General features: G+C 63.4%; 17 protein-coding genes. 4 read left to right on the forward strand and 13 right to left on the reverse strand.

The annotated features are described in order from the left end of the window. Positions 1-14: 14 nt before the first annotated feature. From KK137_RS06050 to KK137_RS06060, 3 genes are all read left to right on the forward strand, one after another. Positions 15-350, forward strand: a complete 336-nt coding sequence (locus KK137_RS06050) for a heavy metal-binding domain-containing protein (protein WP_214535264.1) — start codon at positions 15-17, stop codon at positions 348-350. Further along, positions 347-664: a hypothetical protein gene (locus KK137_RS06055; RefSeq protein ID WP_214535265.1), complete on the forward strand. Its 318-nt coding sequence runs from the start codon at positions 347-349 to the stop codon at positions 662-664. Before KK137_RS06050 ends, KK137_RS06055 begins: the two co-directional genes overlap by 4 nt. Before the next feature lie 81 nt (positions 665-745). Next, positions 746-1444, forward strand: a complete 699-nt coding sequence (locus tag KK137_RS06060; protein ID WP_214535266.1) for a pirin family protein — start codon at positions 746-748, stop codon at positions 1442-1444. 15 nt (positions 1445-1459) lie between these two features. Here KK137_RS06060 and KK137_RS06065 read toward each other — a convergent pair whose 3' ends face one another. The 13 genes from KK137_RS06065 to KK137_RS06125 form a co-directional block, all read right to left on the reverse strand. Continuing rightward, positions 1460-2425, reverse strand: a complete 966-nt coding sequence (locus tag KK137_RS06065; protein ID WP_214535267.1) for a crotonase/enoyl-CoA hydratase family protein — start codon at positions 2423-2425, stop codon at positions 1460-1462. A 170-nt stretch (positions 2426-2595) separates the two neighbouring features. After that, the gene (locus KK137_RS06070) at positions 2596-4494 is read right to left on the reverse strand and encodes an XrtA/PEP-CTERM system amidotransferase (RefSeq protein WP_214535268.1); all 1899 of its coding nucleotides are present in this window, start codon (positions 4492-4494) and stop codon (positions 2596-2598) included. A 12-nt stretch (positions 4495-4506) separates the two neighbouring features. Further along, the gene (gene xrtA / locus KK137_RS06075) at positions 4507-5523 is read right to left on the reverse strand and encodes an exosortase A (protein ID WP_214535269.1); all 1017 of its coding nucleotides are present in this window, start codon (positions 5521-5523) and stop codon (positions 4507-4509) included. Next, on the reverse strand, positions 5513-6745 hold the full coding sequence (locus tag KK137_RS06080; protein WP_214535270.1) for a TIGR03087 family PEP-CTERM/XrtA system glycosyltransferase: 1233 nt from the start codon (positions 6743-6745) through the stop codon (positions 5513-5515). The genes xrtA and KK137_RS06080 overlap by 11 nt, the downstream gene beginning before the upstream one ends. After that, on the reverse strand, positions 6742-7800 hold the full coding sequence (locus tag KK137_RS06085) for a FemAB family XrtA/PEP-CTERM system-associated protein (protein WP_214535271.1): 1059 nt from the start codon (positions 7798-7800) through the stop codon (positions 6742-6744). The genes KK137_RS06080 and KK137_RS06085 overlap by 4 nt, the downstream gene beginning before the upstream one ends. Next, positions 7797-8696, reverse strand: a complete 900-nt coding sequence (locus tag KK137_RS06090) for an XrtA system polysaccharide deacetylase (protein ID WP_214536023.1) — start codon at positions 8694-8696, stop codon at positions 7797-7799. The genes KK137_RS06085 and KK137_RS06090 overlap by 4 nt, the downstream gene beginning before the upstream one ends. Positions 8697-8752: 56 nt before the next feature. Beyond that, complete coding sequence (locus tag KK137_RS06095) at positions 8753-9907, reverse strand: XrtA/PEP-CTERM system-associated ATPase (protein ID WP_214535272.1); 1155 nt, start codon at positions 9905-9907, stop codon at positions 8753-8755. A gap of 15 nt (positions 9908-9922) precedes the next feature. Beyond that, complete coding sequence (locus tag KK137_RS06100; protein ID WP_214535273.1) at positions 9923-11563, reverse strand: preprotein translocase subunit YajC; 1641 nt, start codon at positions 11561-11563, stop codon at positions 9923-9925. Further along, positions 11560-12555, reverse strand: coding sequence for a P-loop NTPase family protein (locus KK137_RS06105; protein WP_214535274.1), 996 nt, complete (start codon positions 12553-12555; stop codon positions 11560-11562). Before KK137_RS06105 ends, KK137_RS06100 begins: the two co-directional genes overlap by 4 nt. Before the next feature lie 10 nt (positions 12556-12565). Further along, on the reverse strand, positions 12566-14086 hold the full coding sequence (locus KK137_RS06110; protein WP_214535275.1) for an XrtA system polysaccharide chain length determinant: 1521 nt from the start codon (positions 14084-14086) through the stop codon (positions 12566-12568). A 22-nt stretch (positions 14087-14108) separates the two neighbouring features. Next, positions 14109-14750 (reverse strand): XrtA/PEP-CTERM system exopolysaccharide export protein, encoded by a 642-nt coding sequence (locus KK137_RS06115; protein WP_214535276.1) that lies wholly within the window; start codon positions 14748-14750, stop codon positions 14109-14111. Positions 14751-14921: 171 nt separating this feature from the next. Beyond that, complete coding sequence (locus tag KK137_RS06120) at positions 14922-16148, reverse strand: pyridoxal-dependent decarboxylase, exosortase A system-associated (protein ID WP_214535277.1); 1227 nt, start codon at positions 16146-16148, stop codon at positions 14922-14924. Then, a complete protein-coding gene (locus KK137_RS06125; RefSeq protein WP_214535278.1) occupies positions 16145-17659 on the reverse strand; it encodes an acyl-CoA ligase (AMP-forming), exosortase A system-associated in 1515 nt (504 codons plus the stop codon). The genes KK137_RS06120 and KK137_RS06125 overlap by 4 nt, the downstream gene beginning before the upstream one ends. Positions 17660-17680: 21 nt before the next feature. Here KK137_RS06125 and KK137_RS06130 point away from each other — a divergent pair, with 21 nt between their 5' ends. Then, positions 17681-18667: a GNAT family N-acetyltransferase gene (locus tag KK137_RS06130; protein ID WP_338027987.1), complete on the forward strand. Its 987-nt coding sequence runs from the start codon at positions 17681-17683 to the stop codon at positions 18665-18667. Positions 18668-18678 lie beyond the last annotated feature (11 nt).

Consider the following 18678-nt stretch of genomic DNA (forward strand, 5'->3'; position numbering starts at 1 on the left):
CCCGCAAGACATTTGTGGGGGAGATTGAAGGGCTTGTCGTAACTACCGAGAATGTCGCGGGTCATCGCACCGTAGAGACGATCGGCCAAGTGTTTGGCGTGGTCGTCCGCAGTCGCGGCCTTAGCGGAAACGTCGTCGCCGGATTGCGCTCGCTCGTCGGCGGCGAGATCAAGGAATACACCGCGCTGGTCGAGGACACTCGGCGTCATGCCATTGACCGGCTGGTCATGAATGCTCAGCTCATGGGGGCTGACGCGGTGGTCATGATGCGCTTCGATTCAGGATCGATTGGTCAAACAATGAACGAGGTGGTGGCCTACGGTACCGCTGTGAAGCTGGCGCCAGCATGAGCCCCACCGCTCGCCTCGTCGCGTTCGTCCTGGGAGCACTGGCTGTTGCTGGTGGAACTCTCATGACGATGTTGGCTGGCGGCGGGGCTGGGCTCTGGTTGCTAATCACCGGTGCAATCGTGATAGCCAGCCTGGCTCTCGAGGGCCGTTACGGGCGGCCCGGGGCGCCGACCGATGTACCGCCCTCGGCATGGCAACTGACCAACGAGCGCTTTGTCGACGATGAGACCGGCCAATTGCTCGAAGTCTGGATCGATCCTCTGACGGGAGAGCGTCGTTATGAGCCGGTCAGCGCCGATCCTCGCCTGCCCTGACCAAGGGCTTGAAACCGGCTTTGATCCCCCCACCTAGCTGACATTCCGGCGATAACTCCCCGCCGAGGTGGATTACCAGGCATGATCGAAATCCGTCCGTTCGCCGAGCTGGCGCATCGCAACCACGGCTGGCTCGACACTCGCTTTCACTTCAGCTTCGCGGACTATCACGATCCTGAGCGAATGGGCTGGGGGCGCATCCGCGTCTGGAATGACGACCTGATCGCGCCCAAGAGCGGCTTCCCGCCGCATCCGCACCGCGACATGGAGATCATCACGTTCGTCAGGAACGGAGCAATCACCCACAAGGACAGCATGGGCAACACCGGCCGAACGGGCGCTGGTGACGTACAGGTCATGAGCGCGGGAACGGGCGTTACCCACGCCGAGTTCAACCTCGAGGACGAAGATACCTCGCTATTCCAGATCTGGATCATGCCCGACCGTGCGGGAGAAGCTCCCGACTGGGGTCAGCGCGAGTTTCCGCGAGGCGATCGGGCAGGACGCTGGGAAGTGCTGGCAAGCGGTGATCCGGAGGGTGATGGCTCCCTGCCGATCCGCAGTGACGCGAAAATCCTCGCCGCCACAGTGCCTGCCGGTGAAACCGTGACTTACGAAGCGTCACCCTGGCGCCACCAATACCTCGTAGCGACCGGGGGGCAGATTCGTATCAACGGTCTCGAAGCCAACCCGCGGGATGGCATCGCCATTACCGGAGAGGAAGCGATCACCGTCGAAGCGATCGAGGACGTGGAATTGGTCATGGTCGACGCCCGCTGAGGGGCGAAGACGGCGTTAGGCGGCGGCTTTGTTGCCGACCCGTTGCTGAGCCCGGGTCAGTCGACCCATGACCTTTAGATCTCCATCGGTGAGCTGGAGCGCGGCATCGGCCCAAAGGTCGACAATGCGCTTCAGCTCCAGGAGATCGATGGGACTGGCCACGCGCATGGCCTTGCGCGCGTTCACGAGGCCCGGATGGCGACGTTCGGATTTCTGAATGAAGTCTTCGCAGACGGCCACGCCTTCGCCGTCTTCGGCCAGGTAATGGACCACCCCGAGGTCGTACATCTCTTCGGCTGTGTAAGTGCGGTTCGAAAGAATGAGCCGATCAGCCATCGCGCTACCAAGCTTGCGTGACAGGATCGCGTGCGCTCCCATCCCAGGGAAGAGTCCGAACAAAATTTCCGGCATGCCGAACGTGGCGCTGCGTTCGGCAATGATGTGGTCGAACGACAGCAAGGCTTCGAACCCGCCCCCGAGCGCCGCGCCTTGCACAAGGCCAATGGTCAGCATCGGCAGATCGAGCGCGTTCATGTTGCGATGAAGGATTTCGACGCAGCGATAACCGTAGCGGGCCAGGCCGTCGCGGTCGCGATTGCGGATTAGCCGCTCGAACAGCTCAAGGTCGCCGCCGAAACAATACACGCCCGGAGCACGGCTGCCGAGGATCAGGTAGCGCAACGGCACCTGACCGGAACCGAAATTCTCAACGATCAGCCGCTGCCAATCTTCGAAATCATGCAGCATCGAAGGCGTAAAGCTGGGCCTCCCCTCCGGACGCATGAAAGTCCAGAGCGCAGCGTGATTGCCTTGGTAAAGTACATCGAGTTCCGACAACTCGAACAGTTGCCGGTCAATACGAAGATGCCTGCTGCTTTCCTGGACAAGACGTTCTTCGCCCGGCCCGAAGCCAATCACACTATCGTCGGAATCCGACAGGCTTTCGTTCAAACGATCTAGCTGGCTCGACAGCCGATCCATAAAATACCCCCATGCAACCCACTGGAGTGCCAGCGCTTTTGTTCGTTTTAATGTGAGGGGATGCTATCATCACTTGTCTCATTGGCAACGAATTATTTGCCGGATCAGGGGCCGCCCAGTCCATGTTCCTAAAATGGCACATGACGGAGAATACGTAGTCTTACGTATTTTCAGGCGAAAATGCCCAAACGAACGAGCGATCGTTCAAGCATCAGCAACTGCCAAAGCAGTCGAGAATTGTCGGCCAATCCAGAGGAATGCGCGGCTACCAGGCCGCCCAACAGGGTCTTGTCGAACCACTCCGAACGCGCCAGCGGGCTATTGGCGGTAAGCGCCCTGGCCTCGTTGGCTAGCGGACCACGCAACCACTCCTTGATCGGCGTCACGAAGCCCTGCTTGGGACGATAGAGGATGTCATCGGGCAAGTACCGACGCATGGCCTTCTTCAGCAGCCACTTGCCCTGCCCTCCCCGCACTCGCATTCGGTCGGGCAGAGCGGCAGCGAATTCGATGAGGCGGTGGTCGAGCAACGGCTCACGCGCCTCGAGGCTGACCGCCATGCTCGTGCGGTCGACCTTGGTGAGAATGTCTCCAGGCAGCCAGAACTTGAGATCGGCATATTGCGCGCGGTCGAGCCCGCTTTGCGACGGGGCCTGGTTCATCATGTCGATCAGCGGCTGCTCGGCGCGGTAATCACCCAGCAATCGCCTTAACGCCGGAGCGTAAAGGCCCTCCCGAAGCTTGGCCGGCACGACGGAGAGGCCAAGCGCGTAACCGGACGAACCGTCACCCGCCAAGGATAGCAGCGTCGCCTTGGCTCGTAATGGTCGCGGAGCCCAGTCCGCTTTAGGATAGGCCCTCCCGAGCGGGCCGAGTACATTCCGGCGAAATCCCGCCGGAAGCAGGCCGCGCATCCTCTCTTCGTGGAAATGGAATACCTGTCGGCGATAACCGGCCATCGCCTCGTCGGCCCCGTCGCCGGACAGCGCGACCGTCACGCTCTCTCGCGCCAGCTGGCACACGCGCCAAGTCGGCAGAGCCGAAGCGTCGGCGAAGGGCTCATCGAACATGGTTGAAAGCGTTTCGAGGGCATCGAAGTCCTCCGAGCTGACCCGTCGCACGCGGTGATCCGTGCCGAACCGCTCTGCGATCTGCGACGCATAGGAGGTCTCATCGACCGCCGCCACATCGAAACCGATCGAACAGGTGCGCACCGGATCGCGGCTGGCCTCGGCCATCAGGGCGACCACACTCGAAGAATCCACTCCCCCTGACAGGAACGCGCCGAGGGGAACGTCGGCCGCCATTCGGCTTGTGACGGCCTCGCGCAGGTGATGCAGCAGCTCTGCCTCGAGGTCTCGCTCCGAACCGCGGTGGCGTTGGGCGAAACTAATGTCCCACCATTTGACCGGCGGCGTGGCGGGCCTGTCATGCCTGAGCAAGCGGAAGTGGCCCGCGGGCAATTTTTCGACCCCCGCGAGGATAGAGCGGTGATCGGGCACGTAGCCCCAGGTCAGGTAGTCCTCGATCGCAAGAGGGTCGACGTCACGGCGCAGCAAGGGGTGCGCCAACAAGCCCTTCAATTCCGAAGCAAAAGCGAGGCTGCCATCGGAAAGAGGTGCCATGAACAGCGGTTTCACGCCCAGGCGATCGCGGGCAAGGAGCAACGTCTGCTGGCGCAGATCGTAAAGCGCAAAGGCGAACATGCCGTGGAGGCGCGAAAGACACTCGGCACCCCAACGTTCGTATGCCGCCAAGATCACTTCAGTATCGCCGCTGGTCCGAAACTGCGCACCCAGGCCTTCGAGTTCGGTCCGCAGTTCGCGAAAATTGTAGATCTCGCCGTTGAAGACGATGACCGAACGACCGTCGGCGGAGAGCATCGGTTGCGGAGAACCCGCAAGGTCGATGATCGACAGGCGACGGTGGCCGAGCCCTACGCCAGGTGCGGTCCAGACCCCCGCGCCGTCAGGCCCACGGTGGACAAGCGCGTCGCACATCCTTTCGACCCGCGCTGGATCGACCGGCTTGATCGTGCCGCAATGAAAAATCCCCGCGATCCCGCACATGAGGCGTGACCGTTAGGTCAGTTGACCGACGCGGTCCATCGCCGCGACGGTGACCGCCGTGGCAAACAGCAGGAACGACAGCGCCCGCCATCCGCCAATTTCAAGCCTCGCCAAGGCCGAAAGCAAGGGTGAAGCCTGGATCGCCTTGGCATCCACCAGTTGATCCTCCGGCGATCGGTCAAAGAACCGCCAGGATGCGGCGAGCAAAACCCCCATGACGATTGCAAAGAAGAACCAGCCGTAGACGATGTGGTCGAACCCCGCGGCAAACTCCACACCCCGGCTTTGCGCGACGTAGATCGTCCCCCAGGCGCGGACCCCGTTGGCAAGCACGGGAACCACGGCCGCGGCCGCCAGCCAGGCCAAGCGGCGCTTGCGGCTGGCGAAGCACAGGTGAGCCACGAGCGTTCCAAGCGCTATCATCGCAACGAGAAACTTCACGCCCGAGCAAGCCTCGGCCACTTCGAACAGACCCGCGGGTGTGTCGATGAACACCCCTTCGATCGTCGCCGGTACGTCGCTGGCGTGTGTGAGGGCGATCGCAAGCTTGGCCGTGATGGTCTGAAGGATGGGTACGATCTCATCGCCGAAGGGCACCAGAAACAGCATGTAGCCGAGCGGGAAGACCAGCCCGGCGCTTACCCGGGCGCCCAGCACCGTCACCACCGCCGACTGGAGGAGAACCACCGCCCCGAGCTGGCTGACAAGGTTTATGTCCGCTGCCACTCCGCTTGACCACGCCAGCAATCCCGCGCCGAGCAAGCCCAAGCCCGGCCACCAGGCTTTCGGATCGAGGCTCGATAGTTCCGGCCAACGTCCTGCAACCAGCCAAGCCAGGATCGCGGGAACCAGAAGGATGTGATTGTAAGTCGAGACATCCCACCACTGGTGCGCCATCTCCGCCCAGTCCGGCCAAGTGAGCGCGATCAGTCCTACCCAAGCAAGGGTCAACTGCAGCAGGGGAATGCGCCATGCCCTGGGTAAGACACCCCAGACATTCACATCCGATATCGTGACCTCACGCGGCATGGCGCCGCCTGTTGCGGTCTCGCGGGCGACCAACGATGGCGGGCAACGGCTCGAGCATCGCGCGCCAGCTCCGTTGCTCCACCACGATATCGCGTGCGGCCGTTCCCATGCGTGACGCCCGCTCTCGATCGGACAAGAGGCCCAGCGCGCGGCTGGCGATTTCCTGATCGGTGTCGGCGACAGCGAAGTGCGTTCCGTCGACTCCGGGCACCCCCGTGGCCGCGGCGGTCGTGAGTACCACGGGCCGCGCCATCGCCATGGCCTCCAACACCTTGTTCTGTACCCCACGCGCGATGGAAAGGGGGGCGAGCACCAGGTCGGCTCCGGACAGGAACGGGCGCACGTCCGGAACTTCGCCCCATACGCGCGAGCGGCACACGCCATCCCGGGCGACCAATTCGGGCGCCGGCGACCGACCGACTATGTGCAGCCTTGCTTCAGGCATCGAGGCAAGGACCCGGGGCATGATGCAATCGATCATGCGCAAGGCCGCTTCGACGTTGGGCGGGTAATCCATTTGCCCGGTGAAGACGATATTCGCCGCGCCCTCGACCAGCGCGGGATGGGTTCGCACCCTGCCGGGATTGAACGTGGTCGCGTCGATGCCATTGCCGAGCGCCGAAATGTTGGCCTTCACGCCTGCAGGTAGGCGCGACGCCAGCAAAGCCGCTTCCGCATCGCTAACCAGCAGGGTGTGCGTAGCCCTTGCCGCCAGTCGGGTCTCTTCGGCGCGCAACAGCCGGGCCTCGCGAGCGTTAACCCACCGCATCGGCATGGGCTTCTCGGCGGAATAGGCTTCGAACTTCGCGGAATCGACGTCGACAAGATCGACCACGAGCCGGCCGGTCCAGTCTTTGGGGACATATTGGCCCATCTGGCCCGAGAAGACGTAGACCGTGTCGATATCGGTGGTAGCCAGCATGAACCGGACCCACCGCGCCAGTTCGCGGTGCTCGAAGGCTTTGAGGCTCACCGGTTTTCCTGAGCAAAGCGCTTCCAGGCCTGCCAGCGCTAGCGGCTTGGTCCTCGCCGGCATGCAATAGCTGGTGCTGACTCGGGCCAGCTCCATCTCGCCGGCTCTCTCAGCCGCGGTATCCGCAAGGCAGCCGACGTAGACAGGCCCGAGGTTCGATAGCGCCTTGAGGATGTGGTGCGATCGGATCTTGTCTCCGCGGTCTGGCGGAAACGGCACGCGATGGGCCAGGAACAGCACTCCGCTCATCCAAGCCCCCTGGCGATTATTGGGCCGAGGCTGTTCGCGACCGGCAGCGGCAGCTTGCGCCACAGCGCGATGCGGGCAGCGTGCTTGCTGCTGGTAGGATCGGCGTCGCGCGCCTTCTGGCCGGGCGCGGTCCAGGCCGAGTAGGTCAGAGGTTCGGCCTCGAAGCCCCAATTTTTTTTGTAGGCGTGATTGCCGCTACCGGTCTTGCTGCGCCCAAAGTCGAACTGCATGAAGCCCTGGGTTCGGGCATGCAGCATAAGTTCGAAATACATCCGGTCGTTGGCCCTGAGGCCGCGCGCTGACCGTGTGCCGCCGCCCCAATAGGGCATGGCGGTCTCGCCATGATAGATGGTCAACACCCCCGCGACCGGTTCGCTCCGATGGCGAACCGTGAGTATGTCGGCGTCTAGTTCATCGAGTACCGCCTCGAATAGTTTTCGAGGGAACACCGGAGTTCCGAGGTTGCGTACGCTCTCGGAAAAGGTGGAATAGAATGCAGTCAACTCGGCCTGACGCGTGCCGACGGTGATCTCAAGATCGTTTTCCAGACCCTTGCGAACCTCGGCCCGCTGTTTTCGGGGGATCGCGGCGAGCTCGGCTTCGTCGTCCCACGCCAGTGCTTTCACGAAACCACAGTGACTGTCGCTGCGCCGGGTCCAGGCGTCAGGAGAAAGCCCGCCCCGCAGTTCGATCGTCGAACACGACCGCCGCGCCGCGAGCTCCTCGGCTGCGCGGCATAATTGGAGTGAAGTGGCGTCCCGCTGGGCAAGAGGACCACCCCCGACCGCAAATCCGCTCGACGCCAGCATTCGGCCGAACACCGGCGAGTGAACTTCGCTCATGGGCAGCCATCCGGTCAAAAGGCCGCCCTTCTCTGCCACGAGCCCAAGCCCGCGCTGTCCCGTCCCGCGCTCGATCGCTCGCAACCACGCAGGGCGGTGGAACACGCAACCTCCCAGGTCTGCCACGAACCCCTCAATCCGCGCGACCTCATCCGGCTGACGCAAGTCAGCAAGACGAACCCGTTCTGTGGTCAAGGCGAACGGTGCGTTCATTCCGCCTCCGCCGCGACCCGATCGGCGTCGAGCCTTGCGCTTTCCCTATGGGCGAGGAGATCCATCCGGCCCCATTGAAACTCCCGCACCAACTGGCGGAGCTTGGGCGCCATCTGGTCGAGCTTGGTATAATGCCGCAGTCGCGATTTCAGCGGGGCCCCTGCGACCCGAGGCTGGCCCGGATCGATTTCCCACGGATGAAAGTAGAAGATTGCCGGACGCTCGTCGCGGCGATTGACCTGGCGGATCGCCCAGCGGCTGAAGGCATAGGGAAGAACCCGAAAGAACCCTCCGCCACCCGCCGCGAGCCGCTTTCCACCAAACAGGGCGGTGGTTACCGGAATCTCGATCAACGGCTTCCACGGCAGCGGCCGGAAGGCGAAGCGCGGCGCATCGGGCCAGCCATAGTGGTCATGATGGACCGGAGCCACGCTTGACGAATAGACGTAACCTTGCTCGGCCAGTTCCATGAACGCCCAGGGCGTGCGCCGGTCCAGAGAGAAGCTCGGCGCGCGATAGCCGGTGACGCGCAGGCCCGTCACGTCCTCCAGGACCTGACGAGCCCGTGAGATATCTTCCCCGAACTCGGTCCGATCCATGGTGAAGACGCGCCGGTGATCCCACCCGTGGCTGGCGATCTCATGTCCGCGCTGTGCGACTTCCCGCAGAAGCGCCCCGTGGCGCTGCGCCACCCAGCCCAGAGTGAAGAACGTCGCCTTGGCCTCTACCTCGTCGAACAGGTCGAGGATTTCGCGCACGTTGCGATCGACACGATCGGCAAGGTTCCCCCAATCCCCGCGCTCGATGACACTTTCGAACGCGCCGACCTGGAACCAGTCCTCGACATCCACGGACAGACCATTGACGATGGTGGCCCTCTCAACAGGGACCTCCATCGGTCGGTCGGGAGAAGTGACTGCATCCACGTTCGTCGCCTGCGCCGGAGCGGCCCTTAGGCCGCCCTCGCCTGATCCATCTCGGTTTCCATCCATTCGATGAGCATGCCGAGCGTCTGTCGTACGGCTTGCTCTTGTTCCAAGAGACGAGCCTCCATGCGCGCCACTTGATCCCGCAAGGCGGTGACCTCAGGGGTAGAGGAAGCTTCGGTGGCCGATTTGAGATGGGTCGCCAACTCGATCACTGCGTCCTGCAGTTCGACGATCTGCGCGTCCCGCACTGCCAACAGGGTTTCGAACTCGCTCCTGTCCAACTGCTCGGGCTCGCCCATCGCCGCGGAAGGCTCGGTCAGAGGCTTGGGGCAGGTGACCTCTTGCGCGGGAATTTCGACGAACGTGCGCTCGCTTTCCATCTCGCTGACCACAGCCTGCAGCATTGTCGTGTCGATGAGGTTGCACTGCTCGACGGCACCAAGCAGCAACAGCCGGTTGGTGATCTGGTTGATGCGACGCGGGATGCCTCCGCTCGCCTCGTGCAATTGGGCAAACACTGCTTCTTCGAACTGCGGATTGCCGTTCCAGCCCACGAGCTTCAGGCGATGGGCGATGTAAGGCTCGACCTCGCCAACCTCCATCGCCTCGAGGTGGTGCGCAGCGATGACGCGCTGGCGCAATTGCTCGAGGGCATCATGGCCCTGCAGTGTCGAACGGAACTCGGGCTGGCCAAGCAAAAGGGTCTGCAGGAGCGGATGATTGCCTAGCTGGAAGTTCGACAGCATGCGCAGCTCTTCCAGGGCGGAGACCGAGAGATTCTGGGATTCGTCGACGATCAGGAGACAGCGGCGGCCCGCCCGCGCCTCGTCGTGCAGGAAACCTTCGATGGCGCCGAGCGCGCTCGCTTTGTCGTGACCCTGAATTTCGAGACCGAAGCTCTGGGCGACGACGTGGACAATCTCCTTCTCGTCGAGCTTGCTCGTAACGACTTGCGCCACACTCAGTTGTGCCGGATCGACCGAGCCCATCAGATGCGCGACCAGCGTGGATTTGCCCGCACCGACCTCGCCCGTGATGACCATGAAGCCTTCGCCCTGTGCCAGGCCATAGCCGAGGTATGACAGCGCCTTGCGATGGGTAACGCTGCGGAAATAGAAGGCTGGGTCAGGGGTAAGCTGGAAGGGCTTTCCTGTCAGGCCGTAGAATTCTGCAAACATTGCGATACCTCCGGTTCACCGGTCAAAAAAGGAATAGCGCAGGCCGAGGAGGGCCGATGCGGCGAGGAAATCGGGTACGTTGTCGCGGACCACACCATCGAGCCCGACGGCAGCAACGCCGCTCAGGCCGCGCAGGAGGTCGCGGTTGTAGGCCATCGACATAGAATAACCGGTCGACTTGCCGTCGCCTGCAAAGCCACTGTCGAACCAGTTTATCGACGCGCCTGCCGAGAACGACGAATAGAGATCGAGTTCGGTCGTGCCGTAGACCGCGGCCCAGACCATCTCGTCGGTCGCCCCGCTGACGTCGATCCCGCTGCCGGCGGCGGGAATGTACTTTCGCTGGTCGTAGCCCACGCCCGTGCTCACCCGCGTACGACCCAGGTCGAGCGAATGGCTGGCCATGACACCGCGGCTCTTGAACACCGACGAACGGAGCGAACCCAGGGCGCTGGCGAGACAGTTCCCGTTGTCCAGGCTTGCGACGCAACCGCCGACCTGGCCGTTGATGGGATTGACGAAGGCTTCGAAATTGGCCGGAAGGCCCGCGAGCTGGTTCACCAGTGCGCCGCCGAAGCTGGTCAGGTTGTCATAAACCGCGACGTTGTAGCTCTCCCGCGAATTGGGCGCATAGGAGAAGGTACCGTGGTAATTCATTGAGCCATAGCGGTGACCGACATAGGCCTCGAGCGCCGTGCGCCGGCTCGGCCGCCACATGACGCCCGCATCCCAGATGAGACCGTCGGTCTGGTAGTCGATCCGACGAGGCGAGCTTTGATCGGTCACGAAGCGACCATCCGGTCCAGCCAGGGGGTTGCCCGACGCATCGCGAACGACATCGCGGCTCGAAACCTCGACGTTTTCGAGCCCCACCCCTCCCGCCAGGGCGACTGTGGGGCTAATCGGCAGGATAGCGTCGGCGCGGGCATAGGCGTCGCGGATACGCTGATCGAAGTTAGAGATATCTTGCTGCGTGAACCCACCGCCAGCACCGAATCCGAAAGGGGCGACCACGTCCGGACCGATGCCCGCGCGAGCCTGGGCCATATGGATCGTGCTCTCGTCGAAAATATCGGCGGGCCGCTGACCGGGCGCGACGACAATGGCGTCCGGCTCTTCGACCTTGGTGTAGCCAAAGCGGTAGTGCCCCTCCACCTCCACCTGATCGACCATGGTATGCACCGAGGGGCCGGCATAAGCCGAGTAGATCTGGCTCGTGGAATCGTCGCTTACGAAGCCACCGAGCGAAGTCGATCCGTCCGCCTCCACGCGGGTGCGGGCGGCAAAGCCACCGGCTTCCATCGTCAGCCCTTCTGCCAAGGCTACCCCGGCCCGGGCGACACCACTCACGGTATCACCTCCGACATCATCATCGTCCCAACCGATCCGGCGTTCATAGCGAAGCGAGACCGAAGCCGCGCTCCGCTTCCCGACGATCGAAGCGTCCAGTCCAACTGCCAGATTGGTCCAGGTAACCACGTCGTTCACCGGATCGATCTGCGCACTGACGACTTGGGCGGCTTCGATGTAGGGGACGACTTCGGTGTGGTAGCCGTCCGCATTGGTGGACAGCGCGCCATTGCCCGCCGCCTCAGCGGCGCCCGACAGGCCGAGCGCGGCCAGCGCGAGGACAAGGCGAAGCGCGCACTGCTTCACTCCCCATCCCCACCGTATCCATAATAAGCACCGAAGCGGCGTCCGCTCGGGCTGAAATTGGCCGAATTCAACAGCAGCTTGATGTCGGGGCAGATCGACAGCAGCGAAAGCGCATCTTCCAGCGCTCTCTGCCCAGTATGATCCGCACGGCAGATCACCAGCGCCTGGCCCACGTACTTGGCCAGCTCCGCAGCCGGAGAGGCCGCGAGAGCGGGCGGAGAGTCGAATATGACGACGCGATTGGGAGCCCCGGCTGTCAGCCGGTCGAGCAAATCACGCGTATTACCGCTCGCTAGGTACTCACTGTCCGACGAGGTCCGGTTCCCAGCGGGAAGGACGAAGAACCCTGGAATGTCGGTGGCGATAACGCAGTCTTCGACGCGCACCGAGGGGTCGGCCAACGCGTCCATCAGTCCCTTACCGCCCGAAAGGCCCAGCAGCGAGAGGATCGACGGTTTTGCGAAGTCGGCATCCACGAGAACGACCTCAGCGTCCTTCTCTGCGGCCATGGTCAGCGCCAGGTTCATGGCACAGAAGGTCTTGCCCTCACCGGGCAACGGAGAGCTGACCAGGACCCGTTGCCTGTCAGGCGATCCGGCCCCTTCCGCCCGCATCGCGAGCAGGAGTTGGCGCTTCACGATGCGGAATTCCTCCACCAGCGCCGTCACCGGCCCATCGGGCACAACGAAACCCTGTTCAAGCAGTCGACCACGGTCGATGGTCTGTTGCCCGCCTGAGAACTCCACGCGCTGGGCAAGCGCCCGCGGCGCCGAGGTGGCCGCTACGGGTGTTTCGGGCACGATCTCGGTCGCCTCGGGTGGCACCCCGGGCGGCACCGCCCGCCGAGGGCGATTGGCTGGCGGGGCGAGGACTGTCGGAACCGGCGCCGCCTTGAGTTCTCCTGGCGCACCAAACAGGCCTTCGGCCCGCTCGAACAACGAACCGCCGCTGTCGCGCTGTCCGGGAAGCGGGATCTTGCTGTGTTCAGTCATCCGACGCTCCTCAAGCCACCATGCTGCGCTGGATGAACTCGACACCCACGAGAACCACGAACAGGCCGCCGAGCGCCCCGGAAGCCATGACGAAGCGTTTCAGCTTGCGCCGTTGCAGCAGGCGGGCCGCGTCGGTCATCGTGTGCGAGATCGTGCCGATCACGGGCAGCTCGAACGTGCGTTCCAGTTTGGCCGCGGTAGCGAAAGTGCCGTTGACCTGTCCCATCGCAAAAGCCGCCCCGCCACCGGCGCCGATTGCGATCACCAGCACCGCGAACAGCAACAGCGGACGGTTGGGAGCCGAAGGCACCCGAGGACTGCTCGGCGGATCGATGATCTCAAACTTGATCGCGCTGCGCTCGGTCTCGACTTGTCCGCGCAGGCGGAGCTCTTCGCGGTCCTGGAGCAGTTTGTCGTACTGCGCGCGCAGCACTTCGTAGTCGCGGCTGATCCGCTGGGCTTCAGCTGCGGCACCGGGTTCCTGGGCCTGGCTCGCTAGAATTGAGGCGATCTCCGAATTCAGCGCCGCAGCCCGGGATTGCAGCGCCTGGACGTTAGCCTGCCGTTCGACTTTCATGGCCTGGAGCGAGGAGAAAGCCGGGTTTGGCGTTCCGCCTAGATCCGCCGCCGCTCCCTGCGCCTGAGGCCGCAAGGCCGCGATCTGCTTTTTCACGGCAACGACGTCAGGATGATTGTCAGTGAGTCCGCGGCTCTCGAGTGCCGCAAGGTTCGCCTCTGCCTGGGCGAGAGCCGCCCGAGGGCCACCGGTTCCACTGGTCACCAGCGTGCGCGGGGTGCCCGCGAGCTGCCCTTCAATAGCCGCCAGGGCGGATTGCGCGGCGGCGAGGTCGGCGTCGACGCTGCGGAGCTCCGAGCGCGAGGCACTGAGCTGAGCCGAAATCGACGCCGCTCCGCCGATCAGGTCGGGATGCTCGGCCTCGAACGCCAGACGGCGCTGCTCGGCTTCTTCGAGTTCACGCTGGCGGTCGGCCAACTGCCGGTCGAGGAAGTCGATAGTCTCGCGCATTTCGCCCCGACTGCCGCCAAGGTTCTCCTCGCGGAAAATGTCGACCAGACGCTGCGCCATCTCGTGAGCGAGTTGCGCGTTGGCCGCGTCCGACAGGCTTCTGCGGCCGCTGGTAGCCGTGATCTGGAAAACGTTTTTATCGTTGGCGACGATCTTGATGTCCTCGGACAGGTCCTTGACCGCCTTCTCCATCTGGCTCGCGCCGGTTACGTTGTCGCCCAAGCGGGTCGAGCGCACGATCTTCTCGAGGTTGGCCGCGCTCGTCACCGTCTCGCGCACGCGGTCGATATCCTTTTGCCGAGTGGCAGCGCCTATTCCGATCTGCTCGGCCAGGGCGTCATCGAGCTGGAGAAACAGCTTGGCCTCAGAGGAATAACTGTTCGGGATCAGGGCAATCGCCAACCATCCCAGGACGCACACGCCCCAGGCCACCGCCAGCGCCAGCCAGCGACGGTTCCAGACGGTCCAGAGGGCCGCCCGGAATTCTTCGAGTATGACGTTCAACCGACCCCTCCCCTGAACCCGCTTAGAACATGCTCTCGGGGATGATGATCACGTCACCCGGCTTCAGCATGACGTTGGCCTTGCTGTCGCCCTGCTTGAGCAGGTCGCCGAGGCGAAGCTTGTATTCCTGCTGGTTGCCACTGGCCTTGTCGAAGCGGACGAGCTTCGCCCGGTTACCCGCCGCGAATTCGCTAAGCCCACCCACCGCGATCATCGCGTCGAGCAGGGTCATGTTGGCGCGATAGGGCAGCGAAGCCGGCTTTTCCGTTGCCCCGACAACGCGGACCTGCTGGCTGAACGTGCCGGCGAACTCATTGACGATCACGGTCACCAACGGCTCGGAGATATACTGCGACAGCTTTACGCGGATGTCCTCGGCCAGCATGGTCGGGGTCTTGCCGACCGCCGTCATGTCAGCGACCAGCGGCGTGGTTATCCGCCCGTCAGGCCGAACCTGCACCTTGGCCCCCAGTTCGTCATTGCGCCAGACGTGAATGGTCAGCTGATCGAGAGGGCCGATGACGTACTCGTCACCCGGGCCTTCCTCTGCCGAAACGAAGCTGGCGGGCGCCAACTGGGCGCCTCCGCTGCTTGCACAGCCGGTCAGAAAAAGCGTCGCACTCGCAGCTATGGCGAGGGACTGGCCAACGAATGACTTGCGCATGCCTTGCGTCCTTGCAGTGTCGGGCGAACGGCCGGCCTGGCGGCGTTCCGGGGGATAAGGCCCCTCATCGCCGGAAAGCGTGAACATTGCGTTAGTCTTAAACCCGAAAAGCCCGCGATTTCGCAGGTTACGGAAACGCCGTCCCGGTTCGGGACAGCGGCGGGCGAAACTCTAAACGAGCTTCTCGTGCGCGGGGCCTTGGCCAAGGAAAGTGAAGGGGCTGGCACTGGCCCCATAGGCCCCCGCACAGAAGATCGCCACAAGATCGCCGACCTCAGCGCGAGGGACGAGAGCCTGGTCGGCAAGCCTGTCTAGCGGGGTGCACAGGCAGCCCACGATGTTGGCTTCTTCGACCGGTTCAGCGTCAAAGCGCGTGGCGATGGCGGCGGGATAGTTGCGGCGGACCACGGTCCCGAAGTTGCCTGAGGCCGCCAGTTGATGGTGCAGGCCCCCGTCGGTGACGAGGAACACCTGCCCGTGGCTCTCCTTACGGTCAACGATGCGCGCCAGGTAAACGCCAGCCTCTCCGACGAGGTAGCGACCGAGTTCGATAGCCAGTTCGGTATTGGAGAGCTCAGCGGGAAGCGACGCGATCCGTGCGGCCAGGGCACCGCCTACCACGTCGACGTCCAGCGGCTGGTCACCGTGGAAATAGGGGATGCCAAAACCGCCCCCCATGTTGAGATGGGGTAGCGGCGAACCGATCTCTCCGGTCAGGCGCGCGGCGAGCCCAAGCACATTGGCCTGCGTTTCGATTATCGCCGATGCGTCGAGCGCCTGGCTGCCGGTGAAGATGTGCAACCCGCGCCACTCGGCGCCGGTGGCGATCAGCGACCGCGCGAGTTGCGCAACTCGATCCTGATCGATGCCGAACGGCTTGGCCCCGCCGCCCATCTTCATCCCCGACCCGCGCAGTTCAAAGCTCGGATTCACTCGGATCGCCAGGCGGGGCGTTGCGCCGAGTTTCTCCGCGATATCCAGCGCCCGGTGAGCTTCGCCCTCGGACTCGAGGTTCAGGGTGACCCCGTGCCGGATGGCCAGTTCGAGCTCTTCGTCGCGTTTTCCGGGGCCCGCAAAGCTGATCAGTGCTGGATTCTGACCGGCCTCCAGCGCCATGCGGAGTTCCCCGGCCGAGGCTATGTCGAAACCATCGACCAAGGCTCTCATCAATTCGAGGATAGGCCTATATGAGTTTGCTTTTATGGCATAATGAATACGAAGCCGGTCCGGCATCGTTCGCCGCAGAAGGTCAACTCGACGGCGAATGAGATCATGGGAATACAGGAACAGCGGCGTGCCGCCGGCCTCCTCAACCCAGGCGCCCACGGTGCGCCCGCCGATGCTGAGTTCGCCGTCGATCGGCTCGAACCCCGCTGGGATCGGACCAAGCGGCTTCATGCCGCCAGCTCCGCCTGAAGGGTGGCTCGATCAATCTTGCCGTTCGGATTTAGCGGCATGGTCTCCACCCAATGAATGACCTGCGGTTGCATGAAATTGGGAAGATCGCGACGGAGCGACGCGCGCAAGCCTTCCTCGTCTCGGGTCCCGCGGACCACGAGATGGACCGCTTGCCCTAACCGCTCGTCGGGAACCCCCAGAGCTACAGCCTCGGCGACGAAACCACTCGTTAGGGCCGCCTCTTCGATCTCTTGAGGACTGATCCGGTTCCCCGCACTCTTGATCATCGCGTCGCGGCGGCCGACGAAATAGAGCAACCCGTTCTCGTCGCGCGTCACGCGGTCACCCGACCATACTGCCGTGCCGCCATAGTGCGACGCCGACGGAGCCGGCTTGAACCGCTCGGCCGTTCGAGCGGGATCGTTCCAATATCCGTGAGCGACCAGAGGTCCGCAATGCACCAGCTCGCCTTCCTCATTTGACGCCGTGACGTCACCCTCTTCGCCTATGACGAGGATCTCAGCGAAGGGAATCGCCTTGCCCATCGAAGTCGGATGGCTGTCGACCAGGCTCGGAGCGAGGTAGGTCGAACGGAACGCCTCAGTTAATCCGTACATCGGGAACAGCTTGGCCCCAGGGAATTTGCCCCGAAGCGCGCGGACCAGATCGAGAGTGAGCGCCCCCCCGCTATTGGTTAGCCGGCGCATTGGCGTCACCGCGTCGATGGGCCAGTCCTGCTCGACGAGCTGAACCCAGAGGGGCGGTACGGCAGCCAGCGTCGTGACGCCGTGACGGGCGCAAGCTTTGATGACGTCACGCGGAGTGAGATAGTCGAGGGGGACCACACAGCCGCCCTCATACCACGTGGAGAGCAGCTGGTTCTGCCCATAGTCGAAGCTCAGTGGCAGGACTGCGAGAGTCACGTCGTCCGCCGACAATTCGAGATAATGCGCCACGCTCACCGCCCCGAGCCACATGTTGGCATGACTGAGCATCACACCCTTTGGCCGGCCCGTTGAGCCGCTCGTGTAAAGCAGCGCGGCTAACTCCTCGGCATCCCATTGCGAAGGGCGAAGACATCCTTCGAACTCGTCGATAGCGACGAAGGCGGCATCCTCGGCAATCGCGTCACAGGCGTTCGCCAGATCACCGTCTTGCAGTGTCGCCAGCCTTGCAGAGGTCGCGAGTAGCAGAACCGCTCCGCTATCGGCCAGTATGTGAGCGACCTGCGCGCGTTTGAGCAGCGGATTGATCGGTACGTGAACCAGGCCCGCGCGGGCCGCGGCCAGTGGCATCAGGCACGTGAGTTCGCCCTTGGCCGCCCAGGTGGCAACCCGGGCGCCCTTCTCCGGCACCCGCTCGGCCAGCCAGGCCGCCATCCGGCCGACACGGGTTCTTAAGTCCTTCCAGCTAAGCACGGCCCCGCGCAACACCAGAGCCGCCGCCTCATCCTGCCCGAATTCGGTGAGATGATCGAGGGGCCGGGGCTTTGGATCGGGCGCGGAATTCATGGTTTCCTGGAGTGCGGAAGTGTGACGGCGGTCAGCTATCACGACACGGTTAACGATCTGCAAGGCTTAGCTTTGACGAGCCGCGATCCGTTCGCTCGCCCGGAATGGTTCACCCTGCTCGAACGCGGGGGAGCCAGGCCCTTGATCGCGCTCGCCCGCGATGGTCGTGATGCCGTAGCCCTCGCCCTCACCCGTGGCTCGCACGGCCTTGAGAACTTGAGCAACTGGTACGCCTTTACGTGGTCGGAACTCGCCGCCGACGGAACATCGCGGGCGCCCCTGCTCGAAAGGCTCGCCCGCGACCTCGCGCCAAAAGCCCGCTGTGTGATTCTCTCGAAGCTAGCGGACGAGGACGGCACCGCCACTCGCCTCGAGCGCGCGTTCCGGAATGCTGGATGGTTCGTGAAGCGCGAACGATGCGATTGGAATCACGGGTTGCCGGTGAATGGCCGCTCCTACGCTCAGTATCTTGCCGAGCGCCCCGGGCACTTGCGAACCACCTTGAAGCGTAAGGCAAAAAGGGTTGAGGTAAGTCTTTCTACGTTATTTCAGGACGATATCTGGAATTCCTATGAGGCCGTTTACGCTCATAGCTGGAAGCCAATCGAAGGCGACCCCGCGCTTCTGCGCCGCTTCGCCGAAGCTGAAAGCAAGGCCGGCCGACTGAGACTCGGTCTCGCATCTTACGAGGGCGAGGTGGTTGCCGCGCAGATGTGGACCGTCGATCACGGCACCGCTTACATCCATAAGCTCGCCCATCTCGAAAGCGCCAAGCCGCTGTCTGCGGGCACTACGCTGACGGCCGCCCTGTTCGAGCACGTGATAGACTGCGATGGTGTCGAATGGGTCGATTTCGGCACCGGCGATGACCCTTACAAACGCGATTGGATGGAAGAGGTTCGCCCTCGCTATCGCCTTACCTGCTGGCGCGTCGGCCATCCCCGCAACTGGCCGGCAATCGGCAAATCGCTGCTACGCCAGCTTGTTTCGCGGCCAAGCCCTCTGTAGGGGCCGCGCAA

This window comes from Croceibacterium selenioxidans (genome assembly GCF_018599195.1).
GTDB lineage: Bacteria > Pseudomonadota > Alphaproteobacteria > Sphingomonadales > Sphingomonadaceae > Croceibacterium_A > Croceibacterium_A selenioxidans.